Raw genomic sequence first — 21,544 nt, forward strand, 5'->3', positions numbered from 1 at the left:
CGCTGAATCGACATGATCGGTACAGGCCTCGCCCACACGCGGGGCCTTTTTTTGCCTGAAAAGTCCGAATTCGTCCTGCCAAGGTCGCTGTGAGGACAATGCCAGGGCGGGAATCCCACATCATGAAGGTCGAATGTCTACTTGCTAGACCGAGGCTCGTACTGTCATGTTTGTGTCACGAAACAGTCTCACTATCGACCCAGTCCACTCAATAACAATTAAGGACGATTGACCATGCCCACGCAAAACCCGCACCGCACCGCTGGCCTGTGTACGTCCAGCAAGGTCTACAGCGCCCTGACCGAACTCAAGCACCTCGAAGGCCACCGCAGCGCGAAATTCCTGGCGTTACTGGCGGAAAACCTGGTGCGCAAAGGCCTGCTCAGTGAACAGGAAGTAGTGATCATGCTGGATCAAGTCGTGGATTGACGCCTGGCGTTGATGTCGACTATCGAGACAGGTGATTTTTCCTCAGAACCTGCAGCCCGTAAGGTGATCTCCATAGCAATTGGAGGTACTTATTATGGCCACTGTTCAGATCATGTCGGTAATCGGCAGCGCGGTCCCCGCCCCTCTCCGGGAGCTTGGGTTGCTGGCCTGTTGGTATTTGGTCCGTGATGGCGAGCCCATCAGCGGCCCGCTCACGTCGTTATCCGCCGCAGAAAAACAGCTGCAACAAACGTCGAACTTCAAGCTTCACGCCTGAGTCTTGCGTGCATTACCACCAGAAAATCAAACGTGGCATCGCCAAAGCTGAACCCCTGGGATGGGATAAACGCGTGACTGAACGGCACTGCATTTAGATCTGGATCAATAAACTTCCGTGGAAGCTCGGCTACCTTCGCGACCTTTTGCGATCCGAACCCATGCCTCCCATCCTCGCCCCCGAACTGCTCGCCCCCGCCGGCACCCTGAAAAACATGCGCTACGCCTTTGCCTACGGCGCCGATGCGGTGTACGCGGGCCAGCCGCGCTACAGCCTGCGAGTGCGCAATAACGAGTTCGACCACGCCAACCTGGCGCTCGGTATCCAGGAAGCTCATATACTGGGCAAGCGCTTCTACGTGGTGGTGAACATCGCGCCGCACAACGCCAAGCTGAAAACCTTCCTAAAGGACTTGGCCCCGGTGATCGCCATGAACCCGGACGCACTGATCATGTCCGACCCCGGGCTGATCATGCTGGTGCGCCGGCACTTCCCGCAGATGCCCATTCACTTGTCGGTGCAGGCCAACACGGTGAACTGGGCCAGTGTGGAGTTCTGGCAGCAGCAAGGGATTTGCCGGGTAATTCTGTCTCGGGAACTGTCGCTGGAAGAGATCGGTGAAATCCGCCAGCAAGTGCCGACCATGGAGCTGGAAGTGTTTGTACACGGCGCCTTGTGCATGGCCTATTCCGGGCGCTGTTTGCTGTCCGGCTATATGAACAAACGCGACGCCAACCAAGGCAGTTGCACCAATGCCTGCCGCTGGAAATACCAGGCCACGCCGGCGGTGGAAAACGCCACTGGTGATATCGTTCAGGAATATCAGCCGGAGCCAACCCTGGGGATCGGCACGCCGACCGACCAGGTATTCCTGTTGCAGGAAGCCAACCGCCCCGACGAACAAATGCCCGCCTTCGAGGACGAACACGGCACCTACATCATGAACGCCAAGGACCTGCGCGCAGTACAGCATGTGGAACGTTTGGCTCACATGGGCGTGCATTCGCTGAAGATTGAAGGCCGCACCAAATCCCACTTCTACTGCGCTCGCACCACCCAGGTGTATCGCCAGGCAATCGATGATGCGGTGGCCGGTCGCGCCTTTGACCGCAACTTGATGACCGACCTGGAATCCCTCGCCCAGCGCGGTTACACCGAAGGTTTCCTGCGCCGCCACGTGCACGACGAATACCAGAACTACCAGAACGGCAGCTCGGTGTCGGAACGTCAGCAGTTCGTGGGGGAGCTGACCGGCGAACGCCGAGGCGAGTTGGCCGAGGTCAAAGTGAAGAACCGCTTTGTCGTAGGCAATCACCTGGAATTGATGACGCCCGCCGGCAACTTCCACTTTGATCTGGCCACATTGCACAACGCCAAGGGCAAAGCCATCGAGGTCGCGCCGGGGGATGGGCACACGGTGTATGTGCCGCTCCCGGCCGAGATGGACCTGCGGTTTGGTTTGCTGATGCGCGATCTTTAACGGGTCGCCATGCAGAAACGGCGAATCGCTTCGCACGCCTGCCGCAACGATTCGTCATCCAGGGCATAGGCAATGCGCAGGTACGGCGCCAACCCGAATGCGCTGCCATGCACCACAGCCACGCTGGCTTCCTCAAGCAAGGCGTGCGCCACGTCTTCATCGGTTTGCAGCAGCTTGCCGGCGGGCGTGGTGCGCCCCAGCAAACCGGCGCAGGAGGCAAAGGCGTAAAACGCGCCGGACGGGTTCGTGCACGCCAACCCCGGCGTGGTATTCAGGAAGGCCACGACCCAGTCGCGACGTTTCTCGAACACGGCCCGTGACGCTCGGACAAACGCCTGCGGCCCGGTCAGTGCCGCAATGGCAGCCTGTTGCGAAATCGCACTGGCGCCTGATGTCTGCTGGCCCTGGAGCTTTTCCATGGCCTCCAGCAGCCAGCGTGGCCCGGTGGCAAAACCGATGCGCCAGCCGGTCATGGCGTAAGCTTTGGACACACCGTTCATGGTCAACACGCGCGGCGCCAACCGAGGATCTACTTGCGCCAGGGTATGGAAGGTTTGCCCGTCGAACAGCAAGTGTTCGTAGATATCGTCCGCCAACACCAGCACGTGGGGATGCTCCAACAGCACGTTGGCCAGGGCGCGCAGTTCCTGCTGGCTGTACACGGCACCAGTGGGGTTGGACGGCGAGTTGAGGATCAACCAGCGCGTGTTGGGGTTAATTGCCTGGTCCAAGGCGGCGGGCGTCAACTTGAAACCGTCCTCGGCGCGGCACAGCAAAATCCTTGAGGTACCACCGCACAACTCGACCATTTCCGGGTAGCTGACCCAGTACGGCGCGGGCACGATCACTTCGTCACCGTCATTCAACGTCGCCGCCAGCGCGTTGTAGATCACATGCTTGCCGCCGCTGCTGACAAGGGTGTCTTGCCAGGTGACATCCAGGCCGTTTTCACGGCGAAACTTCTCGGCCACGGCTTCACGCAAGGCACGAACCCCGGCAACTTGGGTGTAGCGCGTGTGACCGTTGCGGATCGCGTCGATACCCGCTTGGCGGATATGTTCCGGGGTGTCGAAATCCGGCTCACCCGCGCATAGAGAGATGATTTTCGCGCCTTCGGCACGGCGTGCGGCCACGCGGTCGATGATGCGGTAGGTGGCGGAGGGTTGCGCCTGGGCCAGGCGCTTATTCAGTCGTTCGAGGTTCATGAACCCTTCCTTTGCAACGTGTGATAGCCCAGGGATTCGCGGGCCTGTTTGAGGGTTTTGCCGCCCTCGATCTGCGCGCGTATTTGCGCCTCCACCGCCTCAATCTGCCGCGCCACGCTCGCCACTTCGGCGGCACGGGCACGAGGCACCACCAACACGCCATTGGCGTCAGCGACCACAATGTCACGGGCGCATACCCGGGCACCGCTGATCGCCACCGGCTGGTTCACCGACAGCACTTCCACGCGGTCCTTGCCGGTGCGCATGTAACGGCCTTTGGTAAACAACGGATACCCATCGCCGAGGGCTTTGCTGACGTCACGGCACACGCCATCGATCACAGTAGCGGCGATCCCGCGAGTTCCCGAGTATTGGGTCATGATGTCGCCCCATACGGTGCAATCGGTGCGACCGGCGTTGGCGATGACCACCACATCACCCGGCAACACGTCATCGATAAAATCGCCCACCGACCCCGGCGGCATGCCGGCAGGCGCGTACTGCACGGTAAATGCGGGGCCCACCACGGCGCCACGGTAATTATCCAGCGGCGCGATACCCAGGCATTGGCCGGGGATGCCCAGCTTGTCCATGGCATCCGAGACGCCGGGAGTGTCCAGCCCTTCGAACAGGGCGACGAGTTGCTGGTCTTCGGCGCTCATCGGGCTGGCTCCACACGGATGGCTTCGAATTGGCTGTCGTGCATCACATCGGCAACCGAGCGGCCACTGCGCACGGCGTCGACCATCCCAGCCTCACGAGCAGCGATGCGTTCGCCGAGGTCCAGCACCTGCTCGATCACAGCCGCCGAGATGAATACGCTGCCGCAGCGGTCGGCGATGACGAAGTCGTCTTCCGACACATCGACTCCCCCCACGCTGATGGTCACGCCGGAATCGACCTGCACCACGCGGTTACGCGCGCTGATCATGGTCACGCCACGGCCGTACACCGGATAACCGATGGAAGCGCTGCCGTCGATATCCCGGCTGAAACCGTCGATCACCGAACCGCGAATTTTCTTGGCCACCGCGGCGTTGGCGATGATGTCGCCCCAACACGAGATACCCTCGATGCCCCCGGCGATGACCAGCACGCGGTCATTCGTGGTGATCGCATCGATCACCGGGGAAATCAGGTGCACGGTGGGCGTGGTATCGGTCTTGGGTGCCAACTTGACCGTGCTGGCGCGGCCCACCACCTTGGGGCAGTCCCACAACGGGCGAATGCCCACGACGGCGCCAGGCAGTTGCAGAAAATCCAGCGCGTCGGAGACTGTGTTGGTGTCGAGTTCAGCCAGGCGCTGAAGCGGGTCGGGAAGTGGCATTGAGATGAGCCCCTGTTGTGGTTGGGGCTCAAGTCTCACTGAGGGGCTGTGATAGGTATATTCGTATTAACGTTAGGCAAACATACGCTCAAGCTATGGCTAATCAGATTCTGAACTGTCCGACCAATTGCCCCAACCGCTGACCCAGGTCCGCCAGGCTGCGGGAGGTCTGGGCACCCAATTGGGTTTCATCGGCCACGCTGTCCACCGCCACGGCGATCTGATGCACGCTGCGGTTGATCTCTTCGGCCACGGCGGTCTGCTCCTCGGCGGCGCTGGCAATCTGCGCGTTCATCGCGTTAATGGTCCCGATCAACTGGGCCATGGTATCCAGCGACGCCCCGGCTTCGTTGGCCTGGGCCGAGGTGCCATCGCCGGCATCGCTGGAACGGCGCATCGCATCCACGGCGGCTTCGGTGCCTTTTTGCAGACGGTCGATCATGCCTTGGATTTCCTGAGTGCTGGTCTGGGTACGGCTGGCCAGGGCGCGCACTTCGTCGGCGACCACGGCAAAACCACGCCCGGCCTCCCCTGCCCGCGCGGCTTCAATCGCCGCGTTGAGCGCCAGCAGGTTGGTTTGTTCGGCGATGGAGCGGATCACACTGAGTACGCTGACAATCGACGATACATCCTGCTGCAAGCTGTCGAGGGACACGCCGCTGTTGCGGATATCGTTCACCAGTGCATGAATCTGCGCGATGCTGCCGTCCACCACACGTTTGGCGGCTTGGCCTTCGGCGTCGGTCTGTTGCGCGGCGACGGCGGCGCCCTGGGCACTGCGCGCCACTTCATGGGCGGCGGACGACATCTGGTTGATCGCGGTGGCCACCTGGTCGGTTTCATGGCGCTGGCGCTCCATGGCCAGCTCGGAACGCTGGGCCTGATCGGACACCTGGCTGACCAGACCTGTGAGTTGGGTCGTCATCTCAGTGATCTGTCGCACCAGCCCGTGGATCTTGTCGACAAAGCGGTTGAACGCCCCGGCCAGGTCACCCAGTTCATCCTGACTGGTGATGGCCAGACGGCGGGTCAAATCACCTTCGCCGGCGGCGATGTCATCGAGGTTAGCTTTCATCAAGTTCAGTGGGCGCAGGATGGTATTGGCCACCACCATGCCGACCGCGGCAATCACCAGCAGCACCACCACGGCCACGCCGAGGATGCTCAGCAATACGCCCTCCATGCGTTTCTCAACCTTGGCTTCGACCACCGCCACCTGCGCTTCAATGCCATCCAGGTTCACCGACGTACCAATCACCATGTCCCATTTAGGCAGGTATTCGGTGTAGCCGAGCTTGGGCACCAGTTCGGTCTGCCCCGGTTGGGTCGAGCTGTATTGCAGGTAGTGGGTACCGTCCTTGCCGACCTTGACCAGGTCGCGGTTGACGTAGACCCCGTTGGGGTCACGGTTGTCTTTGAAGCTTTTGCCCACGCCGTCTGAGCTGTTGCCCTTGAACAGGCGGATGGTCTCGGAGTCGTAGCCGAAGAAATAACCGTCCTTGCCGTAGCTGGTATTGGACAGCAGCTTGACCACCTCTGCCCGAGCTGCTGTGTCGCCGGGGGCGGCGGCGTCGTACAGAGGCTTGATGGTGGTCATGGCCACTTCCACATAACTTTGCAGAGTGGCCTTGGCGTCGTTGAGCAAGCGCTGGCGGGTTTCATCCACCTCGTTGCGCGCTTGGCCTTGGAGGATCCATACCGTGGTCAGGCTGATGACCACAGCGAACAGCAACACCGGCACTACGGCGAGGGACAGGACTTTAGCCTTCAGGCTCAGACGCATGGCTTTTCTCTCTAATTAGTGACGACTTGAGAGGTTAACGGCCGATTGCGGGATATCTGTAGGCGTTGGTTGTGGCGGGGCCGATGAGTAAAGGGGACGATCAAAGGGTCATAGCGGCCAGCCAGCCAAATACTAATAAAGGAATGTTGTAGTGCAGAAAGGTCGGCACCACGGTGTCCCAGATATGGTGGTGCTGGCCGTCAATATTCAGTCCGGAGGTCGGCCCAAGGGTCGAGTCCGACGCGGGCGAACCGGCATCACCCAAGGCACCCGCCGTACCAACAATGCAAACAATGGCCAGCGGGCTGAACCCCAGTTGCACACACAACGGCACGAAAATCGCGGCGAGAATCGGCACCGTGGAAAACGACGAGCCGATGCCCATGGTGACCAGCAGCCCCACCAGCAACATCAGCAGCGCGCCCACCCCACGGCTATGGCCGATAAACGCCGCCGACGTTTCCACCAGCGAACGCACGTCGCCGGTGGCCTTGAGCACTTCGGCAAAGCCTGAGGAGGCGATCATGATAAAGCCGATCATCGCCATCATCTTCATGCCCTCGGTGAATAAGTCATCGGTCTCACGCCAGCGCACGATGCCCGACACCGAAAAAATCAGGAACCCGGCCAGGGCGCCAATGATCATCGAGTCCAACCACAGCTGAATGATGAACGCCGAGGCAATCGCCAGCCCGGCCACCAACAAGGTCAACGGGTTGTACTGCACCGTCACTTGCTCGACCCGCTCGATTTTCTCCAGGTCATACACGCGCTTTTTGCGGTAACTGATAAACACCGCCACCAGCAGGCCGACCACCATGCCCAACGCCGGCAGGCCCATGGCGTGGGTGACGTTGACCTGGCTGATATCCACCCCGCTCTTGGCCACGTTGGCCAGCAGGATCTGATTGAGGAAGATATTGCCGAAGCCCACCGGCAGGAACATGTACGGGGTGATCAGGCCGAAGGTCATGACGCAGGCGATCAGACGGCGGTCCAACTGAAGCTTGGTCAGCACATACAGCAGCGGCGGCACCAGCAGCGGGATAAACGCGATGTGGATTGGCAGGATGTTCTGCGAAGCGATCGCCACCACCCACAGCAGGCCAATCAGCAGCCATTTGACGTGGCTGCCGCCAGTGGCTTCCTGACGATCTACCAACATCAGCGCTTTGTCCGCCAGGGCGTGAGCCAGGCCGGACTTGGCAATCGCCACCGCGAAAGCGCCGAGCAATGCGTAGGACAACGCCACGGTCGCGCCACCGCCCAAGCCGCCGTTGAAAGCCTTGAGCGTGGCCTCGATGCCCAGGCCACCGGTCAAGCCGCCTACCAGGGCGCCGACGATAATGGCGATGACCACATGCACGCGGGACAGACTGAGCACCAGCATGGTGCCAACCGCGGCGATGACTGCGTTAATCATGGTTACCTCAAGACAAAAACATAAAAAACAGGCATGCCCGCGCCCGGGCGGCCATTGAGTGGCTGCCAGCGTGCAGGCTTGAAGAGGTCTTATTAGAGGGCGCGCACTTTGCAGCAGGCGGGACCGCATGTCAAAAAACGGCGCCGCTTTCGACTTTAAATTGAACGTTTGAATAAAGAACCATAAAAAGCGGCCGATAGCCTGACTCTCTGTGTTTTCAGATTAAGGATGCTCCTAGATGTCCGTCAGACAGCTCTCCATTCAATGGAAAATCACCCTGCTCGCCGGCCTATGCCTGTTGGGGATCGTGACCCTGCTAGTGGGTCTGTCGTTGTATCGCATGGAGCAGAGCTCGCAGCAGGTCAAAGCGTCCAGCATGCAAATGCTCGATGAAGCCGCCCAAGCGCGCATCGAAGCCCAAGGGGAAGTGCAGGCGCTGGGCATTCGCCAGCAATTTATGGACGCCTACCAGTATGGTCATGGGTTTTCCCGCCAAGTGCTGTTCCTTCGCGAGCAGGCGGAAAAGCGCTTTCTCGACGCCTTCGACACGCGCGAAGACCTGACCCGTCAGGTCAAGGCCGCCTTGCAGGCCAACCCGGACTTGCTCGGTTTGTCGCTGGTGTTCGAAGCCAATGCCCTGGATGGCAAGGATGAGTTGTTCGCTAACCAGGCGGAACTGGGCAGCAACGACAAAGGCCGCTTCGCCCTGTACTGGTCGCAGCCGACGCCCGGCAAAATTACCTCCATGTCGCTGCCCGAAAGCGACATGTCCGACACGAGCATCGGCCCCAGCGGTGAAAAGGCCAACGCCTGGTTCACCTGCCCACGCACCACCCTGAAACCGTGCGTGATCGAACCCTACTTTTATGTGATCGACGGGCAAAACGTGCTGATGACCAGCATCGTTTTCCCGCTGATGGTCAATGGCAAAGTCATCGCCTCGCTGTCGGTGGACATCAACCTCAACAGCCTGCAGGCCGTAAGCCAACAGGCGAGCCAGAAGCTGTATGACGGCCAGACCCAAGTCAGCATCCTCAGCGCCACCGGCTTACTCGCCGGCTACAGCCCGGACGCCAGCAAGCTCAGCCAGCGCCTGGACCGGGTCGACACGGCCAGCGGCGCGCAATTGATCAGCGCCCTGGCCAGCAGCACGCAGACCCGCAGCCTGCGCACCGACCATCAACTCAAAGTACTCGCGCCCTTCACGCCGATTCCCGGTGGCAAACCATGGGGTGTACTCCTGGATGTGCCGGAAAAAGTGCTGGTAGGTCCCGCCGAAGCACTGAAGGCAGAACTCGATGCAGATAACACCCGTGGCACGTTGCTGGAACTGAGCCTGGGCCTGTTGGCCGCCGTGGTCGGTCTGATCCTGGTGTGGTTGATGGCGCGCAGCGTGACCCGGCCGATCCTCGGTGTGGCGCGCATGCTGGAGGACATCGCCAGCGGCGAAGGCGACCTGACCCGCCGCCTGGCCTACGACAAAAAGGATGAACTGGGCCAACTGGCCAGCTGGTTCAACCGCTTCCTCGACAAGCTGCAACCCATCATTGCGCAAGTGAAACGCTCGGTGCAGGACGCCCGTGGCACCGCCGACCAATCTGCCGCGATCGCCAGTGAAACCAGTGCCGGCATGGAGCAGCAGTATCGCCAGGTCGACCAAGTGGCCACCGCCTCCCACGAGATGAGCGCCACCGCCCAGGACGTGGCCCGTAGCGCCGCCCAAGCCGCTCAAGCCGCGCGCGATGCCGACCAGGCCACACGCGAAGGCTTGACCGTGATCGACCGCACCACCACCAATATCGGGCACCTTGCAGCAGATATGAGCACGGCCATGGCCCAGGTCGAAGGCTTGGCGGCTAACAGCGAAAAAATCGGTTCGGTACTGGAAGTGATTCGCGGCATCGCCGAGCAAACCAACCTGCTGGCGCTCAACGCCGCGATCGAAGCCGCCCGCGCCGGTGAGGCCGGCCGTGGCTTTGCGGTGGTCGCCGATGAAGTGCGCAACCTGGCGCGCCGCACCCAGGAGTCGGTGGAAGAAACTCGCCTGGTGATCGAACATTTGCAAAGCGGCACTGAAGAGGTGGTCAGTTCCATGGGCAACAGCTATCGCCAGGCCCAGGGCAGTGTCGAACAGGTCGGTCAGGCCGTGACGGCCTTGCGTCAGATTGGCGATGCGGTCACGGTGATCAGCGACATGAACCTGCAAATCGCCAGCGCCGCCGAAGAGCAAAGCGCGGTGGCCGAGGAGATCAACAGCAACGTGTCGACGATTCGGGATGTGACTGAATCGCTGTCGGAGCAGGCCAATGAATCAGCGCGGGTAAGCCAGGCGTTGAACAGCCTGGCGAATCAGCAGCAGGGGTTGATGGATCAGTTTCGTGTCTGACTTGAGCTATACGTAGCAGCTGTCGAGCCCTGGCGAGGCTGCGTCGGCGGTGTATCTGACACACCGCCGACGCAGCCTCGCCAGGGCTCGACAGCTGCTACGGGGGTATTTTCAGAGCTGGCGCCGCGGTAGCTCAATCAGCACTTTCAACCCGCCCAACTCGCTCTCCTGCAACTGCAACACCCCGCCCCACACCTCGACAATATCCCGCACGATCCCCAACCCCAGGCCATGCCCATCAATCTGTTCATCCAGGCGCGTGCCACGGCTGAACACTTGGGCGCGCTGGGTTTCGGGGATGCCGGGGCCGTCGTCTTCGACGGACAATAGATAGCTCTGCAGCGTTTCGCTGACACTCAAGCGTATTTCGGCATCCGCCCATTTGCAGGCGTTGTCCAGCAGGTTGCCCAACAGCTCCAGCAAGTCCTCGCGGTCCCAGGGCAATTGCAGGCTGGGCGTGACATGGCAGCTCAAGTCCAGGTGCTCACCGTGGATCATGCTCAACGTGGCCAACAGGCCAGGCAGCTCTTTTTCACAGTTGAACAAGGCCCCCGGCAGGGTTTCGCCGGCCAGGCGGGCGCGGTTGAGTTCACGGTTGAGACGTTGCTGCACCTGCTCCAGCTGTTCACGCAACAGTTTGCTCAGTTGCGGATGATCCTTGAGCTGTTCGCTGGACGCCACACTCAACAGCACTGCCAAGGGTGTTTTCAAGGCGTGTCCCAAGTTACCCAGCGCATTGCGCGAACGCTTGAGGCTGTCTTCGGTGTGAGCCAGCAGGTGGTTGATCTGCGCCACCAGAGGCTCAAGCTCCAGCGGTACCTGGGTATCAAGTTGCGAGCGTTTGCCCTGTTGCAACTGGGCGATTTGTTCTCGGGCGGTTTCCAATGGGCGCAAGGCGCGGCGCACGGTGACCCGTTGCAGGATCAACACCAGAAGCAATGCCGCCAGCCCCAACACCAGGCCGATCTGGCGCATCAGGCGAAAGCTTTCCCGAACCGGGGTGTAGTCCTGGGCCACACTGATAGAAATCGACTGGCCGAAGCGCTTGTAGTCCGAACGTAGTATCAGCAGTTGCTGGCCTTCCGGCCCCAGCTGCAGGTTGCCTTTGAGCCCTGCCTCGGGCAGACGCGGCAGTTCCTGGTCCCAAAGCGAACGGGAACGCCAATGTGTGTCGGCAAAATCAATACGAAAATAGTGCCCGGAGAATGGCCGTAGGTAGGCAGGAGACAGGCGTTGTTCATCCAACTGCACACCGTTCGGCCCGCGCACCAGCGCTACCAGCAGGTTCTCGCTGTCGTTGCGCAACCCCGCTTCCAGGTAGCGCTGCAAACCCGCCTCGAACAACCACAAACTGGTTTGCGCCAGCACCACGCCGACGACCACCATCACGCTGATCAGCCCCAGGCTCAGTCGCCGCTGAATGGACTTCATGCCGGGACGGCACCAAATCGGTAACCCTGGCCGCGTCGGGTTTCAATCACGCTGCGGCCCAATTTGCGGCGCAGATGGTTGACGTGAACTTCCAGCACGTTGGAGTCGCGCTCGGTCTCGCCGTCGTAAAGATGCTCGGCCAGGTGGCTTTTCGAGAGGATCTGTTCGGGGTGCAACATGAAGTAGCGCAGCAGGCGGAATTCAGCGGCGGTCAGTTGGATTTCGTCGCCATCGCGCAGCACGCACTGGCGCCCTTCATCCAGGTGCAGCCCCGCGGCTTGCAAGGTGGGCTGGTTGGCCTGGCCGTGGGAGCGGCGCAGCAACGCCTGGATCCGCAGGTGCAGCTCTTCAGGGTGAAACGGCTTGCTCAGGTAATCGTCGGCTCCGGCCTTGAGCCCTTCGATGCGCTCGGCCCAGGAGTCGCGAGCGGTAAGAACCAACACCGGAGTGGCCAGGGAGGCAGCGCGCCATTGCGCCAAGACCTCCAGCCCCGGCAAACCGGGCAGGCCAAGGTCGAGGATGATCAGGTCATAGGGCTCGCTGCGGCCTTGATACACCGCATCACGCCCATCGGCCAGCCAGTCGACGGCGTAGCCCTGTCGCTGCAGGCCGGCCAACAGTTCATCGGCCAGCGGTACGTTGTCTTCCACCAGAAGCAGGCGCATCAGTCGTCTTCCTTATCTTGGAGTAACACACCGGTCGCCGCATCCAGCTTGATCTCGCGCACCACACCCTCAGTGGTCACCAGCTCAACTTCATAGGCATATTGGCCGTGTTTTTTCTCAAGCTCGGCTTCCAGCAGCCGGGAGCCGGGATACCGCGCCATGGCTTGCTGCAACAGTTGTTCCAGCGGCAGGATCACGCCCTGCTGGCGCAGCGCCAAGGCTTCATCCTGATTGAGGTCGCGGGCTGCCAGGCTTGAACAGAACGCCATGAACACCAACGCCACGCCACTGCTGGCGCGTAAATTTACCTTCATTACGTATCCTGATGATTCTTGAGAACGCGCCCTGTGAGCGCGTCCAATTCGACTTCCCACTCGATGCCGTCGGCATCTTCCAGTTCGACTTGATACAGGTACTTGCCGTAAGCCTCGTCCAGGTCGGTGTCCAGCAAGGTCGAGCCGGGATGCAACGCCAGGGCGGTGGCTTCCAATTGTTCGAAGGCAACAATAGTAACAGTGCCGGGTATTTTCAGCGGCTTGTCGGGGTCCACTGCTCGGGCCTGTGCCGCCGTGGAAGCGATGATACCGGCGGCGACCAGCGCTGTGAGGCGCTTCATGGTGAATCTCCGTTTCAGGATGTTTTTCCTACGCAGGCCACGGTACGCGTCGCAACTTAACTGAAACTGAATTGCCACCATGGCAATTTCCTATAGGCATCTTTACCTATCACCGTGCGAGTTTTCCTATACTGCCCTGCTTGCTTCAAAAGAGACCGGTATGACAGCCATCCACATCAAGTTTCCCGCCCTGACGCTCAAGGCCGGCAAACGCGCCTTTACGCGCATTCGCGAACAGGGCCTCGCGCCTGCGGATGTCGGTATTCTCCCCGGCGCGGCCGGTGGCCCCAAGGCGCTGGGCATCCAAGGCCTGGACCTCGCGCTGTTCGGCGATTGGCTGCCGCGCGCGCCACGCGAACGTGCACTGATCGGCGCGTCCATTGGCTCCTGGCGGTTTGCCAGCGCTTGCCTGCCCGACCCGGTGCAAGGCCTGCTCGATCTCGGTCGCCTGTACAACGAACAGCGCTTTGCCAAAGGCGTGACCATGGCCGAGGTCAGCCAGAGCTGCCGGCGCATGCTGGATGACCTGCTGGCCGGTCGCGATGCGCGGGTCTTGGACAACCCCGACTATCGCCTGAACATCATGGTGGTCAAGAGTCACGGCCTGCTCGCCGATGACCACCGTGGGCGGCTGGGCCTGGGCCTGTCGTCGGTGATTGCCGACAACTTGCGGGGTCGCGCGCGGCTGTCGCGACATTTTGAACGGCTGATCATCCACGACCCGCGCCAGGCACCACCGGTGCACCCGCTGAAGGATTTTCCGTCGCGCTTCCTGGACCTGGAACTGGGTAACTTGCGCCAGGCGTTGCTGGCATCCGGCTCGATTCCCATGGTGATGCAAGGCGTGCGCGACCTGCCCGGCGCAGGCAAAGGCACTTACCGCGACGGTGGCTTGCTGGATTACCACCTCGACCTGCCCTACCACGGCGACGACATCGTGCTGTATCCGCACTTCACCGACCGAGTCATCCCCGGCTGGTTCGACAAGGGCCTGCCGTGGCGGCGTAGCAATCAACAGGGCTTGCAGGATGTATTGCTGCTGGCGCCGTCGAAGGACTACCTGGCCCGTCTGCCCCACGGCAAACTGCCAGACCGCAGCGACTTCAAGCGTTTCATGGGTGATGACCCGAGCCGCAACAAGTACTGGCAAACGGCGATGAGCGAGAGCCGGCGGCTGGGGGACGAGTTTCTGGCGTTGGCGGATAACGGCCAATTGGGCGAGCACTTGCAGGCCCTTTGACGCCACGCAGTGCTCCTGCGGAGGGACGGTATGCCCGGCGAGGGATCAAGCTGTTAAACTCGCCGCCTGCCAGATACCTGACCGAGCTGAAAATACCGTGGAAATCTTCAAAGAGTTTACCTTCGAGTCCGCCCACCGCCTGCCCCACGTACCGGAAGGCCATAAATGCGGCCGCCTGCATGGGCATTCGTTCAAGGTGGCGATCCACCTGAGCGGCGACCTGGATCCCCATACCGGCTGGATTCGCGATTTCTCGGAGATCAAGGCGATTTTCAAGCCGCTCTATGAACGCCTCGACCACAACTACCTCAATGACATCCCAGGCCTGGAAAACCCGACCAGCGAAGTGCTGGCCAAGTGGATCTGGAATGAGTTGAAGCCATTGTTGCCGGAACTCAGCGCGATTCGCATCCATGAGACCTGCACCAGCGGCTGCATCTATCGCGGCGAGTAAGCCTGCGATATTAAAAAACCACCCCAGCGGTGGTTTTTTTATGCCTGACGTAGCACCCTTCCACCCGAACATTCCGCTCGGCAAACACGGAGCCTCTAATGGAAAACACCTGGTTGGCCCAGGCCAAACGCTTGCAGGCATTGGCATCCACAGGCTTGCACTTTTGCACCGATGATTTCGAGCGAGAGCGCCTTGAGGAAATCGCCGAGATTGCCCACAGCATGCTGGCGCAACTGGCGGACGTGCCGTTGGAGCGCATCACCGGGCTGGTGCCGGACTTTGCCAAGCGCTATTCAACACCGATGATTGACGTGCGCGGCGCGGTGATCGAGGGCGACCGTATTCTGCTGGTACGTGAGTTGACCGACGGCTGCTGGGCGCTGCCTGGGGGGTATGCCGATATCGGTTTGTCGGCGGCGGAAAACATCATCAAGGAGATCCGCGAGGAAGCCGGACTGACCGTCACGGCGAGGACGCTGTATAGCGTTACCCACAAGGCCAAGGGCTTGTATCGCCCGGATGTGCGGGACTTCTACAAGCTGTATTTTTTGTGTGACCGGGTGGATCAACTCGCGCCCATGGCCGGGTTCGAAACCACCGAGGTGGGCTTTTTTGCCTTGGACAACCTGCCACCGCTGTCCCGTGGGCGGACCATCGAAAGCGATCTCGAGGCAGCTTTTGCGTTTCATCGCGGTGAGATCACTCAGACGCTGTTCGACTGATCCAATTTGTATCACCGCTGCACTGCTTTCGTGCCTGACTGGGCACAAAGAACACCCCTTCCGGCAATTCGTCCCTGTTTGGCTATAAATACTGTGCACGGTGCACAGCGCCTACCGTGCGCCCGTCACTGCCGCTGATTTGGCACGCGCGGTGCAATAGGCCTGCGTCACTCACTCAGGGAGCAAGGCACATGACGCAGCAAGAACCGGGCAATGATTACCCACTCAGTGAAGTCCCCTTGCATGCGCGCAAGGGTCTGGCGTCCACCGCAATGGTGCTGCTGGGGTTTACGTTTTTTACCGCGACTATGTTTGCCGGCGGCAAGCTGGGAGTGGCGTTCAGTTTCACCGACATGCTCGGCGTCGTGGCCTTGGGTAACCTGTTGTTGGGCATATACGCCGCAGGCTTGGGTTACATCGCCTTCAAGAGCGGCCTGAACTCGGTATTGATGGGCCGCTTCTGCTTTGGCGAAGTTGGCAGCAAGCTCAGTGACTTGATCCTCGGCTTCACCCAGATCGGTTGGTACGCCTGGGGCACGGCGACCGCCGCCGTGGTGCTGGGCAAGTACTTCGAACTGAGCCAAGGCAGCGTGCTGGTTTTAATGGTGGTGTTCGGCCTGGTGTTCTGCGCCACAGCGTACGTGGGGTATCGCGGGCTGGAGATCCTGTCCTACATCGCGGTGCCGGCCATGGGTATCTTGCTGTTTCTGTCGATGTGGGTCGCCACCGTGACAGTCGGCGGCTTGGATGGCCTGCTGGCGGTGGTACCGTCGGGCGAGTTGGACTTGTCCACCGCGATCACCTTGGTGTTCGGCACCTTTGTCAGCGGCGCAACCCAGGCGACCAACTGGACACGGTTTTCCCGCTCGGCCAAGGTCGCAGTGCTGGCCAGCCTGATTGGATTTTTCATTGGCAATGGCTTGATGGTGTTGATCGGGGCCTATGGTGCCATCGTCTATCAACAACCGGATGTGGTGGAAGTGTTGCTGCTGCAAGGCTTCGCCATGGCGGCGATGGCCATGTTGCTGCTTAACATCTGGAGCACCCAGGACAACACCATCTACAACTTCGCCGTCGCCGGCTGCAATTTGCTGCGCACCCAACGCCGCAAGACCGTAACCCTGGCGGGTGCGGTGATCGGCACCCTGCTGGCGTTACTCGGCATGTACGACATGCTGGTGCCCTACCTCATTCTGCTGGGCACGGTGATCCCGCCGATTGGTGGGGTAATCATGGCGGACTTCTTCTACCGCTATCGCGGCCAGTACCCGCGCCTGGCGGATGCACGTCTACCGGCGTTCAATTGGCCAGGGCTGGTGGCGTATGCCGTGGGCACCGTGCTGGCGTTCCACTCGCCGTGGGTAGCGCCGTTGGTGGGGATTGTTGCCGCATCGCTGACTTACATCGTGCTGACTGCAGTGCTGCGCGTGCGGGCACCGCTGACTGACGCGCCGGCATGAATCTGACCGTCGCCGATGTGCTGGCTCTGCCAGGTTTAGAGTCCATGCGCCTGCGCGCCGGGGAAGCGGGCCTGGAGAACGGCGTGCGCTGGCCCTATGTCGCGGAAAACAGCGGAATCGCCGAGTGGGTGCTGGGGGGCGAGTTGGTGTTCGTCACCGGGATCAATCACCCGCGTAATGAAGCCAACCTGTTGCAACTGCTGGAAGAAGCCTGTCAGCGCCAGGTCGCCGGGCTGGTAATCCTTACGGGGCCCACGTATATCCGGACGATTCCCCAACGTTTGTTGGAGGCGGCTGAAGCCGTCGGCATGCCGTTGATCGAGCAACCGTACTCACTGAAAATGGTGCTGGTGACACAGGCGATTGGCTCAGCATTGATCCAGTCTGAGCAACTGGGCCGCTCGCGGCATGATGTACTGGAGCGTTTGCTGGCCGGTGATTATCAATCCCTGGATTTGTTGCTCCGCCGGGCCGCGCAACTGGGCATGTCGCTGGCGGGGCATTGGCAGATTGTGCAATTGCAACTGGACGGTGAGGAGTCGCTGTTTGCCCAAGGCGATGCGGCGCATGTGGAAGTGCAGTTGGCCCGTCAACATGAGCATATCAACCGCCGTCTGCGGCAGTTTTCGGCGCAGCATTATGCATCACTGCCCGTGTTGGGGCGGGCTGGACAATGGACGTTACTGCTGCCGGCCAACGATGCCGTTGCGGCATTGGCCCATCGCCAGCAATTGGCCAACTGGCTGACCCCCTTAAACCTGCGGCTGGCACCCTTGAAGCTGTTTATCGGCCTGAGCGCCGCCGCGCACCCGCCTGCACGCTTGGCTCAAGCGCACGACGAAGCACGGCAGGCACTGGCGGCAGCGCGGCGTTTCAGCGACCGCGCCGGGCTGTGTGTTTATGACGAACTGGGCGTCTTGAAACTGCTCAGCGGGGTGCGTGATCGCGCCCTGCTCGATCAGTTTCTCAATGAACGCCTGGGCCCGCTGCTGCGCCACGACTTGCACCATGGCCCGAGCCTGATGCCGACCCTGGAAGCCTGGTTTCACGAGAATGGTAACCTTGTGGCCGCCGCCCAGCGCCTGGCCGTACACCGCAACACCCTGACGCACCGTGTCCAGCGTATCGAAGCCCTGTGCGGGCTGACGCTAGATAACGCTTATGACCGCCTGGACATCGGAATAGCCCTGATGATCTGGCGGCTGTCTGCCTGATTGTCTTTAGCCAAGAGGAACTTGCCCATGCATATCATCAACGCCCGCCTGCGCAACCGTGAAGGCCTGCATGATCTGCACCTGGAACACGGCCGGATCGCCAGCATCACCCCACAAACAGCGGCACGGACGTTAGCCATCGACGACCTGGACGCCGCCGGCAACCTGGTGATACCGCCCTTCGTCGAGCCACATATTCACCTCGACGCCACATTGACCGCCGGTGAACCGCGCTGGAACATGAGTGGCACACTGTTCGAAGGCATCGAGTGCTGGGGTGAGCGCAAAGCCACCATCACCCAAGCAGACACCAAGACCCGCGCCAAGAAAACCATCCAGGCCCTGGCCGCCCACGGCATCCAGCATGTGCGCACCCATGTCGACGTCACCGATCCGGGCCTCACCGCGCTGAAAGCCATGCTGGAGGTGCGCGAAGAAAGCACGCACTTGATCGACCTGCAAATCGTCGCCTTTCCCCAGGAAGGCATCGAGTCCTACCGCAATGGCCGCGAACTGATGGAAGAGGCCATTCGCCTGGGCGCCGACGTGGTGGGCGGCATCCCCCACTTCGAGTACACCCGCGACCAAGGCGTGAACTCGGTGAAGTTCCTCATGGACCTGGCCGAGCGCACCGGCTGCCTGGTGGACGTGCACTGCGACGAAACTGATGACCCACACTCGCGTTTTCTTGAAGTACTCGCCGAAGAGGCCCGCAGCCGTGGCATGGGCGCGCGCGTCACCGCCAGCCACACCACGGCCATGGGCTCGTACGACAATGCCTACTGCGCCAAGCTGTTTCGCCTGTTGGGGCACTCGGGCATCAGCTTCGTCTCCTGCCCCACCGAAAGCATCCACCTGCAAGGCCGCTTCGACAACTTCCCGAAACGCCGAGGCGTGACCCGCGTCAACGAACTGCTCGAAGCCGGCATGAACGTGTGCTTCGGCCAGGACTCCATCGTCGACCCCTGGTACCCCCTGGGCAACGGCAACATCCTGCGGGTGCTCGAGGCCGGTTTGCACATCTGCCACATGCTCGGCTACCGCAACCTGCAAAGCGCACTGGACTTGGTCACAGACAACAGCGCCAAGGCGATGGCCTTGGGTGACCGCTATGGCCTGGAGCCAGGTCGCCCGGCCAACCTGTTGATCCTGTCGGCAGACAGCGACTACGAGGTGATTCGCAGCCAAGGCCTGCCGCTGTACTCGATCCGCAATGGCAAGGTGCTGATGAAACGGCAACCGGCGCAGGTAGAGTTTTTGTAAGAGGTTTGGTTAAACAATCGAATCGATGTCCAGTGGTTGCACCCTCCCCCGATCATTGTGGGAGGGTGGCGGGATACTGGCGACTTGGGAGATCTCGCGGTTTTCACGGTGGCTGAACCAACGTTTGAGGCTGGCTTGCAGGTTGGCGGAACGAGCATGACTGCCGTATACGTCGCGTGCTTCAAGACGACGCCAGCGTAGAGATTCCAAACGCTGGCGACTGGTGCGCAATCGATCGATTTCGGCGTTCAACGCCTGGTTATGTTCGTGCGCATAGCCACGCTGGTTCGGGGGGCGACGATGTTCAAGTTCACGATTTTTGTCACGCAGTTGTTGAGTCATGGTCTCAAGCGCATGGTCGAGTAACTCAAACTCTCTTGGTGTGACCAAAGGCCCTTGGTTTTCCACCGTTTGTTGCCAGCGTCGCAAGGTGGCCCAGGCCGCTGGGATGTAGCTGGCGGTCATAAAGTGCTGGTTGGCTTGGAACAGCTGTCTCAGCAGGTTCTCGCGGTCGGGCATATCGCCATGGAGTTGTATCGCACGGTTGCAGCCTGCCTCCAGGATCGACTCACAGCCGGGCTTCCATAGCACCGAGGATTGGGTGCCATCCGGGAGTTTGATCGGCATGAAATGCTGCTGTTCACCGTGATGCTGGTACGGATTGCCACCGACGCGCACCAGACCAGCGGCGAACAAAAGGCCAGCCGGGGCGGGGGCGCTGAATAGCATCACGGCTCCTGGAACCCAGAGTTTCGCAGTGGTGTTCATCCACGGGGCTGGGACGCTGGGGACGGGGTCGTTGTGGTTGACGATGCGGTGGTGGACCAGGGATGAGGCGCCGTCGGTGAATTCCGAGTCGGCGGCGCGGGGGGCGCCATAGGTGTAGAGGAGGATGTTGTAGTCACGATCAGGAGTGCGGCGTAGTCCTTCCGCCAAGAGCAACGCGATTGCGCCGCCCAGGCTGTGGCCGCAAATCACGATGCGTTGGCCAGTGTGGAACTGATCGAGGTAATGCAGCACGAATGTGCGCATCGCTTGATAAGCCAGGTAAAAACCCTCATGCGCCTGACCGACACCATCGGCAAAATCCACCTGATGGGCATTTGCGTCACGCAAGATATCGGCACCACTGACCGTACCCCGCACAGAGATCAGGATGACTTCATCGTGGTGAGTGATGAATGCCTGAGTGTCAGTACCGAACTTTTCATCGTCGAAAAAGTGCAGGCTCGCGGGATGCTCCTGTTGCTTCTCCAGTTGCGGACGATTTTGTGGGTACCGTTCAGGATCAAAGGGAAGGATCTCAAAACGCAGGGAGTAAGGAACCTCCTCGTAGAGCGGATAAAAACGCTGCACTTGCTCGGGGTCAACTCGCCAGGCGTCCTCAAATCCCGACAGTTTTTCAGCAAACAGATTTCCAACCGTTGGGTCCAGCGGGAACGTCACTTGGTCAACCGGTTTCTTGGGTGGTTGCTGGCCAAAATCGCAGTAACTCAAGGCAGACATCAGGGCCAACTGATACAGGTTCAAGGCACAGAACTGGTCTTCAGTGGAGAGCATCGGGCGTAAGGCGCGTAAAGGTCGCACTTCCAATACGCTATGTTGATTGGGGAATAACACGACCCCTGTCAGGCTAGGTTGGGGAGGGCCAAACCCCAGGTCGGCCATCATTTTTAACGCATGACGTTGAGGGCTATTCGGTCTGATCAATTGCGGTGGTAGGTGGGCAACATGGCGGACCAGATCCCGGACTTCAACTTGATAAAACCGGTCTGCTTGCGACTGTGCGGGATTGCCTTCAATACGCTGGCCATCTTCGGTAGAGAACCGGGTTTGTTCGGCGCGAATTTGAAGTTCGGTGATAGGTAACGGGTACGTCCGGCGAATACGCAATCGGCTATATGGTTCTTCCGATCCGGAATACAGGCTATCTAACTGAAGAACGACCGGACCGCAGTAAAACCCTTGTAACTTGGCGAATCCGTCCCCATTCAATCGACCATCGTACTGTCGCCCCGTACTGTCGTGGATAGTGTACGGGAGACCGCCGTAAGCCTTTCCACTGCCAGCTTCATCGACCAGGCAGAAGCTCGCCCAATGTCCTTTCAACGCGCAAGCAGGCATCTTGCTGCTAAAAAAAGGTTGCTTCCAAACGTCCTGTTTCATAAG

At 60.5% G+C, this 21,544-nt stretch carries 19 protein-coding genes and 2 pseudogenes; 11 read left to right on the top strand and 10 right to left on the bottom strand.

The features are described 5' to 3' along the window. The first annotated feature begins 234 nt into the window (after positions 1 to 234). The 3 genes from BFL40_RS08085 (at position 235) to trhP (ending at position 2,186) form a co-directional block, all read left to right on the top strand. On the top strand, positions 235 to 429 hold the full coding sequence (locus BFL40_RS08085; RefSeq protein ID WP_071483469.1) for a hypothetical protein: 195 nt from the start codon (positions 235 to 237) through the stop codon (positions 427 to 429). A 94-nt stretch (positions 430 to 523) separates the two neighbouring features. Next, positions 524 to 706, top strand: a complete 183-nt coding sequence (locus tag BFL40_RS08090) for a hypothetical protein (RefSeq protein ID WP_071483470.1) — start codon at positions 524 to 526, stop codon at positions 704 to 706. Positions 707 to 866: 160 nt separating this feature from the next. Then, positions 867 to 2,186 (top strand): prephenate-dependent tRNA uridine(34) hydroxylase TrhP, encoded by a 1,320-nt coding sequence (gene trhP / locus BFL40_RS08095; protein WP_071483471.1) that lies wholly within the window; start codon positions 867 to 869, stop codon positions 2,184 to 2,186. On the opposite strand, the gene BFL40_RS08100 is transcribed toward trhP, so the two are convergent. From BFL40_RS08100 to BFL40_RS08120, 5 genes are all read right to left on the bottom strand, one after another. Next, entirely contained in the window at positions 2,183 to 3,391 is a 1,209-nt protein-coding gene (locus tag BFL40_RS08100) for a pyridoxal phosphate-dependent aminotransferase (protein ID WP_071483472.1), read from the bottom strand. The genes trhP and BFL40_RS08100 overlap by 4 nt on opposite strands. Next, positions 3,388 to 4,053: an RraA family protein gene (locus BFL40_RS08105; protein ID WP_071483473.1), complete on the bottom strand. Its 666-nt coding sequence runs from the start codon at positions 4,051 to 4,053 to the stop codon at positions 3,388 to 3,390. Before BFL40_RS08105 ends, BFL40_RS08100 begins: the two co-directional genes overlap by 4 nt. Then, a complete protein-coding gene (locus BFL40_RS08110) occupies positions 4,050 to 4,718 on the bottom strand; it encodes an RraA family protein (RefSeq protein ID WP_071483474.1) in 669 nt (222 codons plus the stop codon). Before BFL40_RS08110 ends, BFL40_RS08105 begins: the two co-directional genes overlap by 4 nt. 103 nt (positions 4,719 to 4,821) lie before the next feature. Then, positions 4,822 to 6,501, bottom strand: a complete 1,680-nt coding sequence (ctpM, locus tag BFL40_RS34700) for a methyl-accepting chemotaxis protein CtpM (RefSeq protein WP_071483475.1) — start codon at positions 6,499 to 6,501, stop codon at positions 4,822 to 4,824. 100 nt (positions 6,502 to 6,601) lie between these two features. Continuing rightward, positions 6,602 to 7,921 (bottom strand): Na+/H+ antiporter family protein, encoded by a 1,320-nt coding sequence (locus BFL40_RS08120; protein ID WP_162493893.1) that lies wholly within the window; start codon positions 7,919 to 7,921, stop codon positions 6,602 to 6,604. Positions 7,922 to 8,381: 460 nt separating this feature from the next. On the opposite strand from BFL40_RS08120, the pseudogene BFL40_RS34570 reads away from it, so the two are divergent. Together BFL40_RS34570 and BFL40_RS34575 are read left to right on the top strand one after the other, a co-directional pair. Continuing rightward, positions 8,382 to 9,452, top strand: a pseudogene (locus BFL40_RS34570) (PDC sensor domain-containing protein); the annotation flags it as partial. 348 nt (positions 9,453 to 9,800) lie between these two features. Further along, positions 9,801 to 10,310: pseudogene (locus BFL40_RS34575) on the top strand (methyl-accepting chemotaxis protein); the annotation flags it as partial. 111 nt (positions 10,311 to 10,421) lie between these two features. On the opposite strand, the gene BFL40_RS08130 reads toward BFL40_RS34575, so the two are convergent. Genes BFL40_RS08130 through BFL40_RS08145 form a run of 4 tightly spaced genes read right to left on the bottom strand, consistent with a single transcriptional unit; the run spans position 10,422 to position 13,022 of the window. Next, on the bottom strand, positions 10,422 to 11,741 hold the full coding sequence (locus BFL40_RS08130) for a sensor histidine kinase (RefSeq protein ID WP_071483478.1): 1,320 nt from the start codon (positions 11,739 to 11,741) through the stop codon (positions 10,422 to 10,424). Continuing rightward, the gene (locus tag BFL40_RS08135) at positions 11,738 to 12,406 is read right to left on the bottom strand and encodes a response regulator transcription factor (protein ID WP_071483479.1); all 669 of its coding nucleotides are present in this window, start codon (positions 12,404 to 12,406) and stop codon (positions 11,738 to 11,740) included. Before BFL40_RS08135 ends, BFL40_RS08130 begins: the two co-directional genes overlap by 4 nt. Beyond that, positions 12,406 to 12,720: a PepSY domain-containing protein gene (locus BFL40_RS08140; RefSeq protein WP_071483480.1), complete on the bottom strand. Its 315-nt coding sequence runs from the start codon at positions 12,718 to 12,720 to the stop codon at positions 12,406 to 12,408. Before BFL40_RS08140 ends, BFL40_RS08135 begins: the two co-directional genes overlap by 1 nt. After that, complete coding sequence (locus BFL40_RS08145) at positions 12,720 to 13,022, bottom strand: PepSY domain-containing protein (protein ID WP_071483481.1); 303 nt, start codon at positions 13,020 to 13,022, stop codon at positions 12,720 to 12,722. The genes BFL40_RS08140 and BFL40_RS08145 overlap by 1 nt, the downstream gene beginning before the upstream one ends. A 160-nt stretch (positions 13,023 to 13,182) precedes the next feature. Between BFL40_RS08145 and BFL40_RS08150 the strand changes: the two genes are divergently transcribed. The 6 genes from BFL40_RS08150 to codA all read left to right on the top strand — a co-directional run bounded on the left by BFL40_RS08150 (position 13,183) and on the right by codA (position 19,375). Continuing rightward, positions 13,183 to 14,262: a patatin-like phospholipase domain-containing protein gene (locus BFL40_RS08150; protein ID WP_071483482.1), complete on the top strand. Its 1,080-nt coding sequence runs from the start codon at positions 13,183 to 13,185 to the stop codon at positions 14,260 to 14,262. 97 nt (positions 14,263 to 14,359) lie between these two features. Then, on the top strand, positions 14,360 to 14,716 hold the full coding sequence (gene queD, locus BFL40_RS08155) for a 6-carboxytetrahydropterin synthase QueD (RefSeq protein WP_003190259.1): 357 nt from the start codon (positions 14,360 to 14,362) through the stop codon (positions 14,714 to 14,716). A gap of 98 nt (positions 14,717 to 14,814) precedes the next feature. Further along, the gene (locus BFL40_RS08160; RefSeq protein ID WP_071483483.1) at positions 14,815 to 15,438 is read left to right on the top strand and encodes an NUDIX hydrolase; all 624 of its coding nucleotides are present in this window, start codon (positions 14,815 to 14,817) and stop codon (positions 15,436 to 15,438) included. A 191-nt stretch (positions 15,439 to 15,629) separates the two neighbouring features. Continuing rightward, positions 15,630 to 16,898, top strand: coding sequence for a cytosine permease (codB, locus tag BFL40_RS08165; protein WP_071483484.1), 1,269 nt, complete (start codon positions 15,630 to 15,632; stop codon positions 16,896 to 16,898). Then, positions 16,895 to 18,112, top strand: coding sequence for a PucR family transcriptional regulator (locus BFL40_RS08170; protein ID WP_071483485.1), 1,218 nt, complete (start codon positions 16,895 to 16,897; stop codon positions 18,110 to 18,112). The genes codB and BFL40_RS08170 overlap by 4 nt, the downstream gene beginning before the upstream one ends. Positions 18,113 to 18,139: 27 nt before the next feature. Further along, positions 18,140 to 19,375 carry a cytosine deaminase gene (gene codA / locus BFL40_RS08175; protein ID WP_071483486.1) on the top strand — a complete coding sequence of 412 codons (1,236 nt, stop codon included), beginning with the start codon at positions 18,140 to 18,142 and terminating at the stop codon, positions 19,373 to 19,375. Positions 19,376 to 19,384: 9 nt separating this feature from the next. On the opposite strand, the gene BFL40_RS08180 is transcribed toward codA, so the two are convergent. Beyond that, entirely contained in the window at positions 19,385 to 21,541 is a 2,157-nt protein-coding gene (locus BFL40_RS08180) for a lipase family protein (protein ID WP_071483487.1), read from the bottom strand. Positions 21,542 to 21,544 lie beyond the last annotated feature (3 nt).

Source organism: Pseudomonas costantinii (genome assembly GCF_001870435.1).
In the GTDB taxonomy this organism is placed as follows: Bacteria; Pseudomonadota; Gammaproteobacteria; order Pseudomonadales; family Pseudomonadaceae; genus Aquipseudomonas; species Aquipseudomonas costantinii.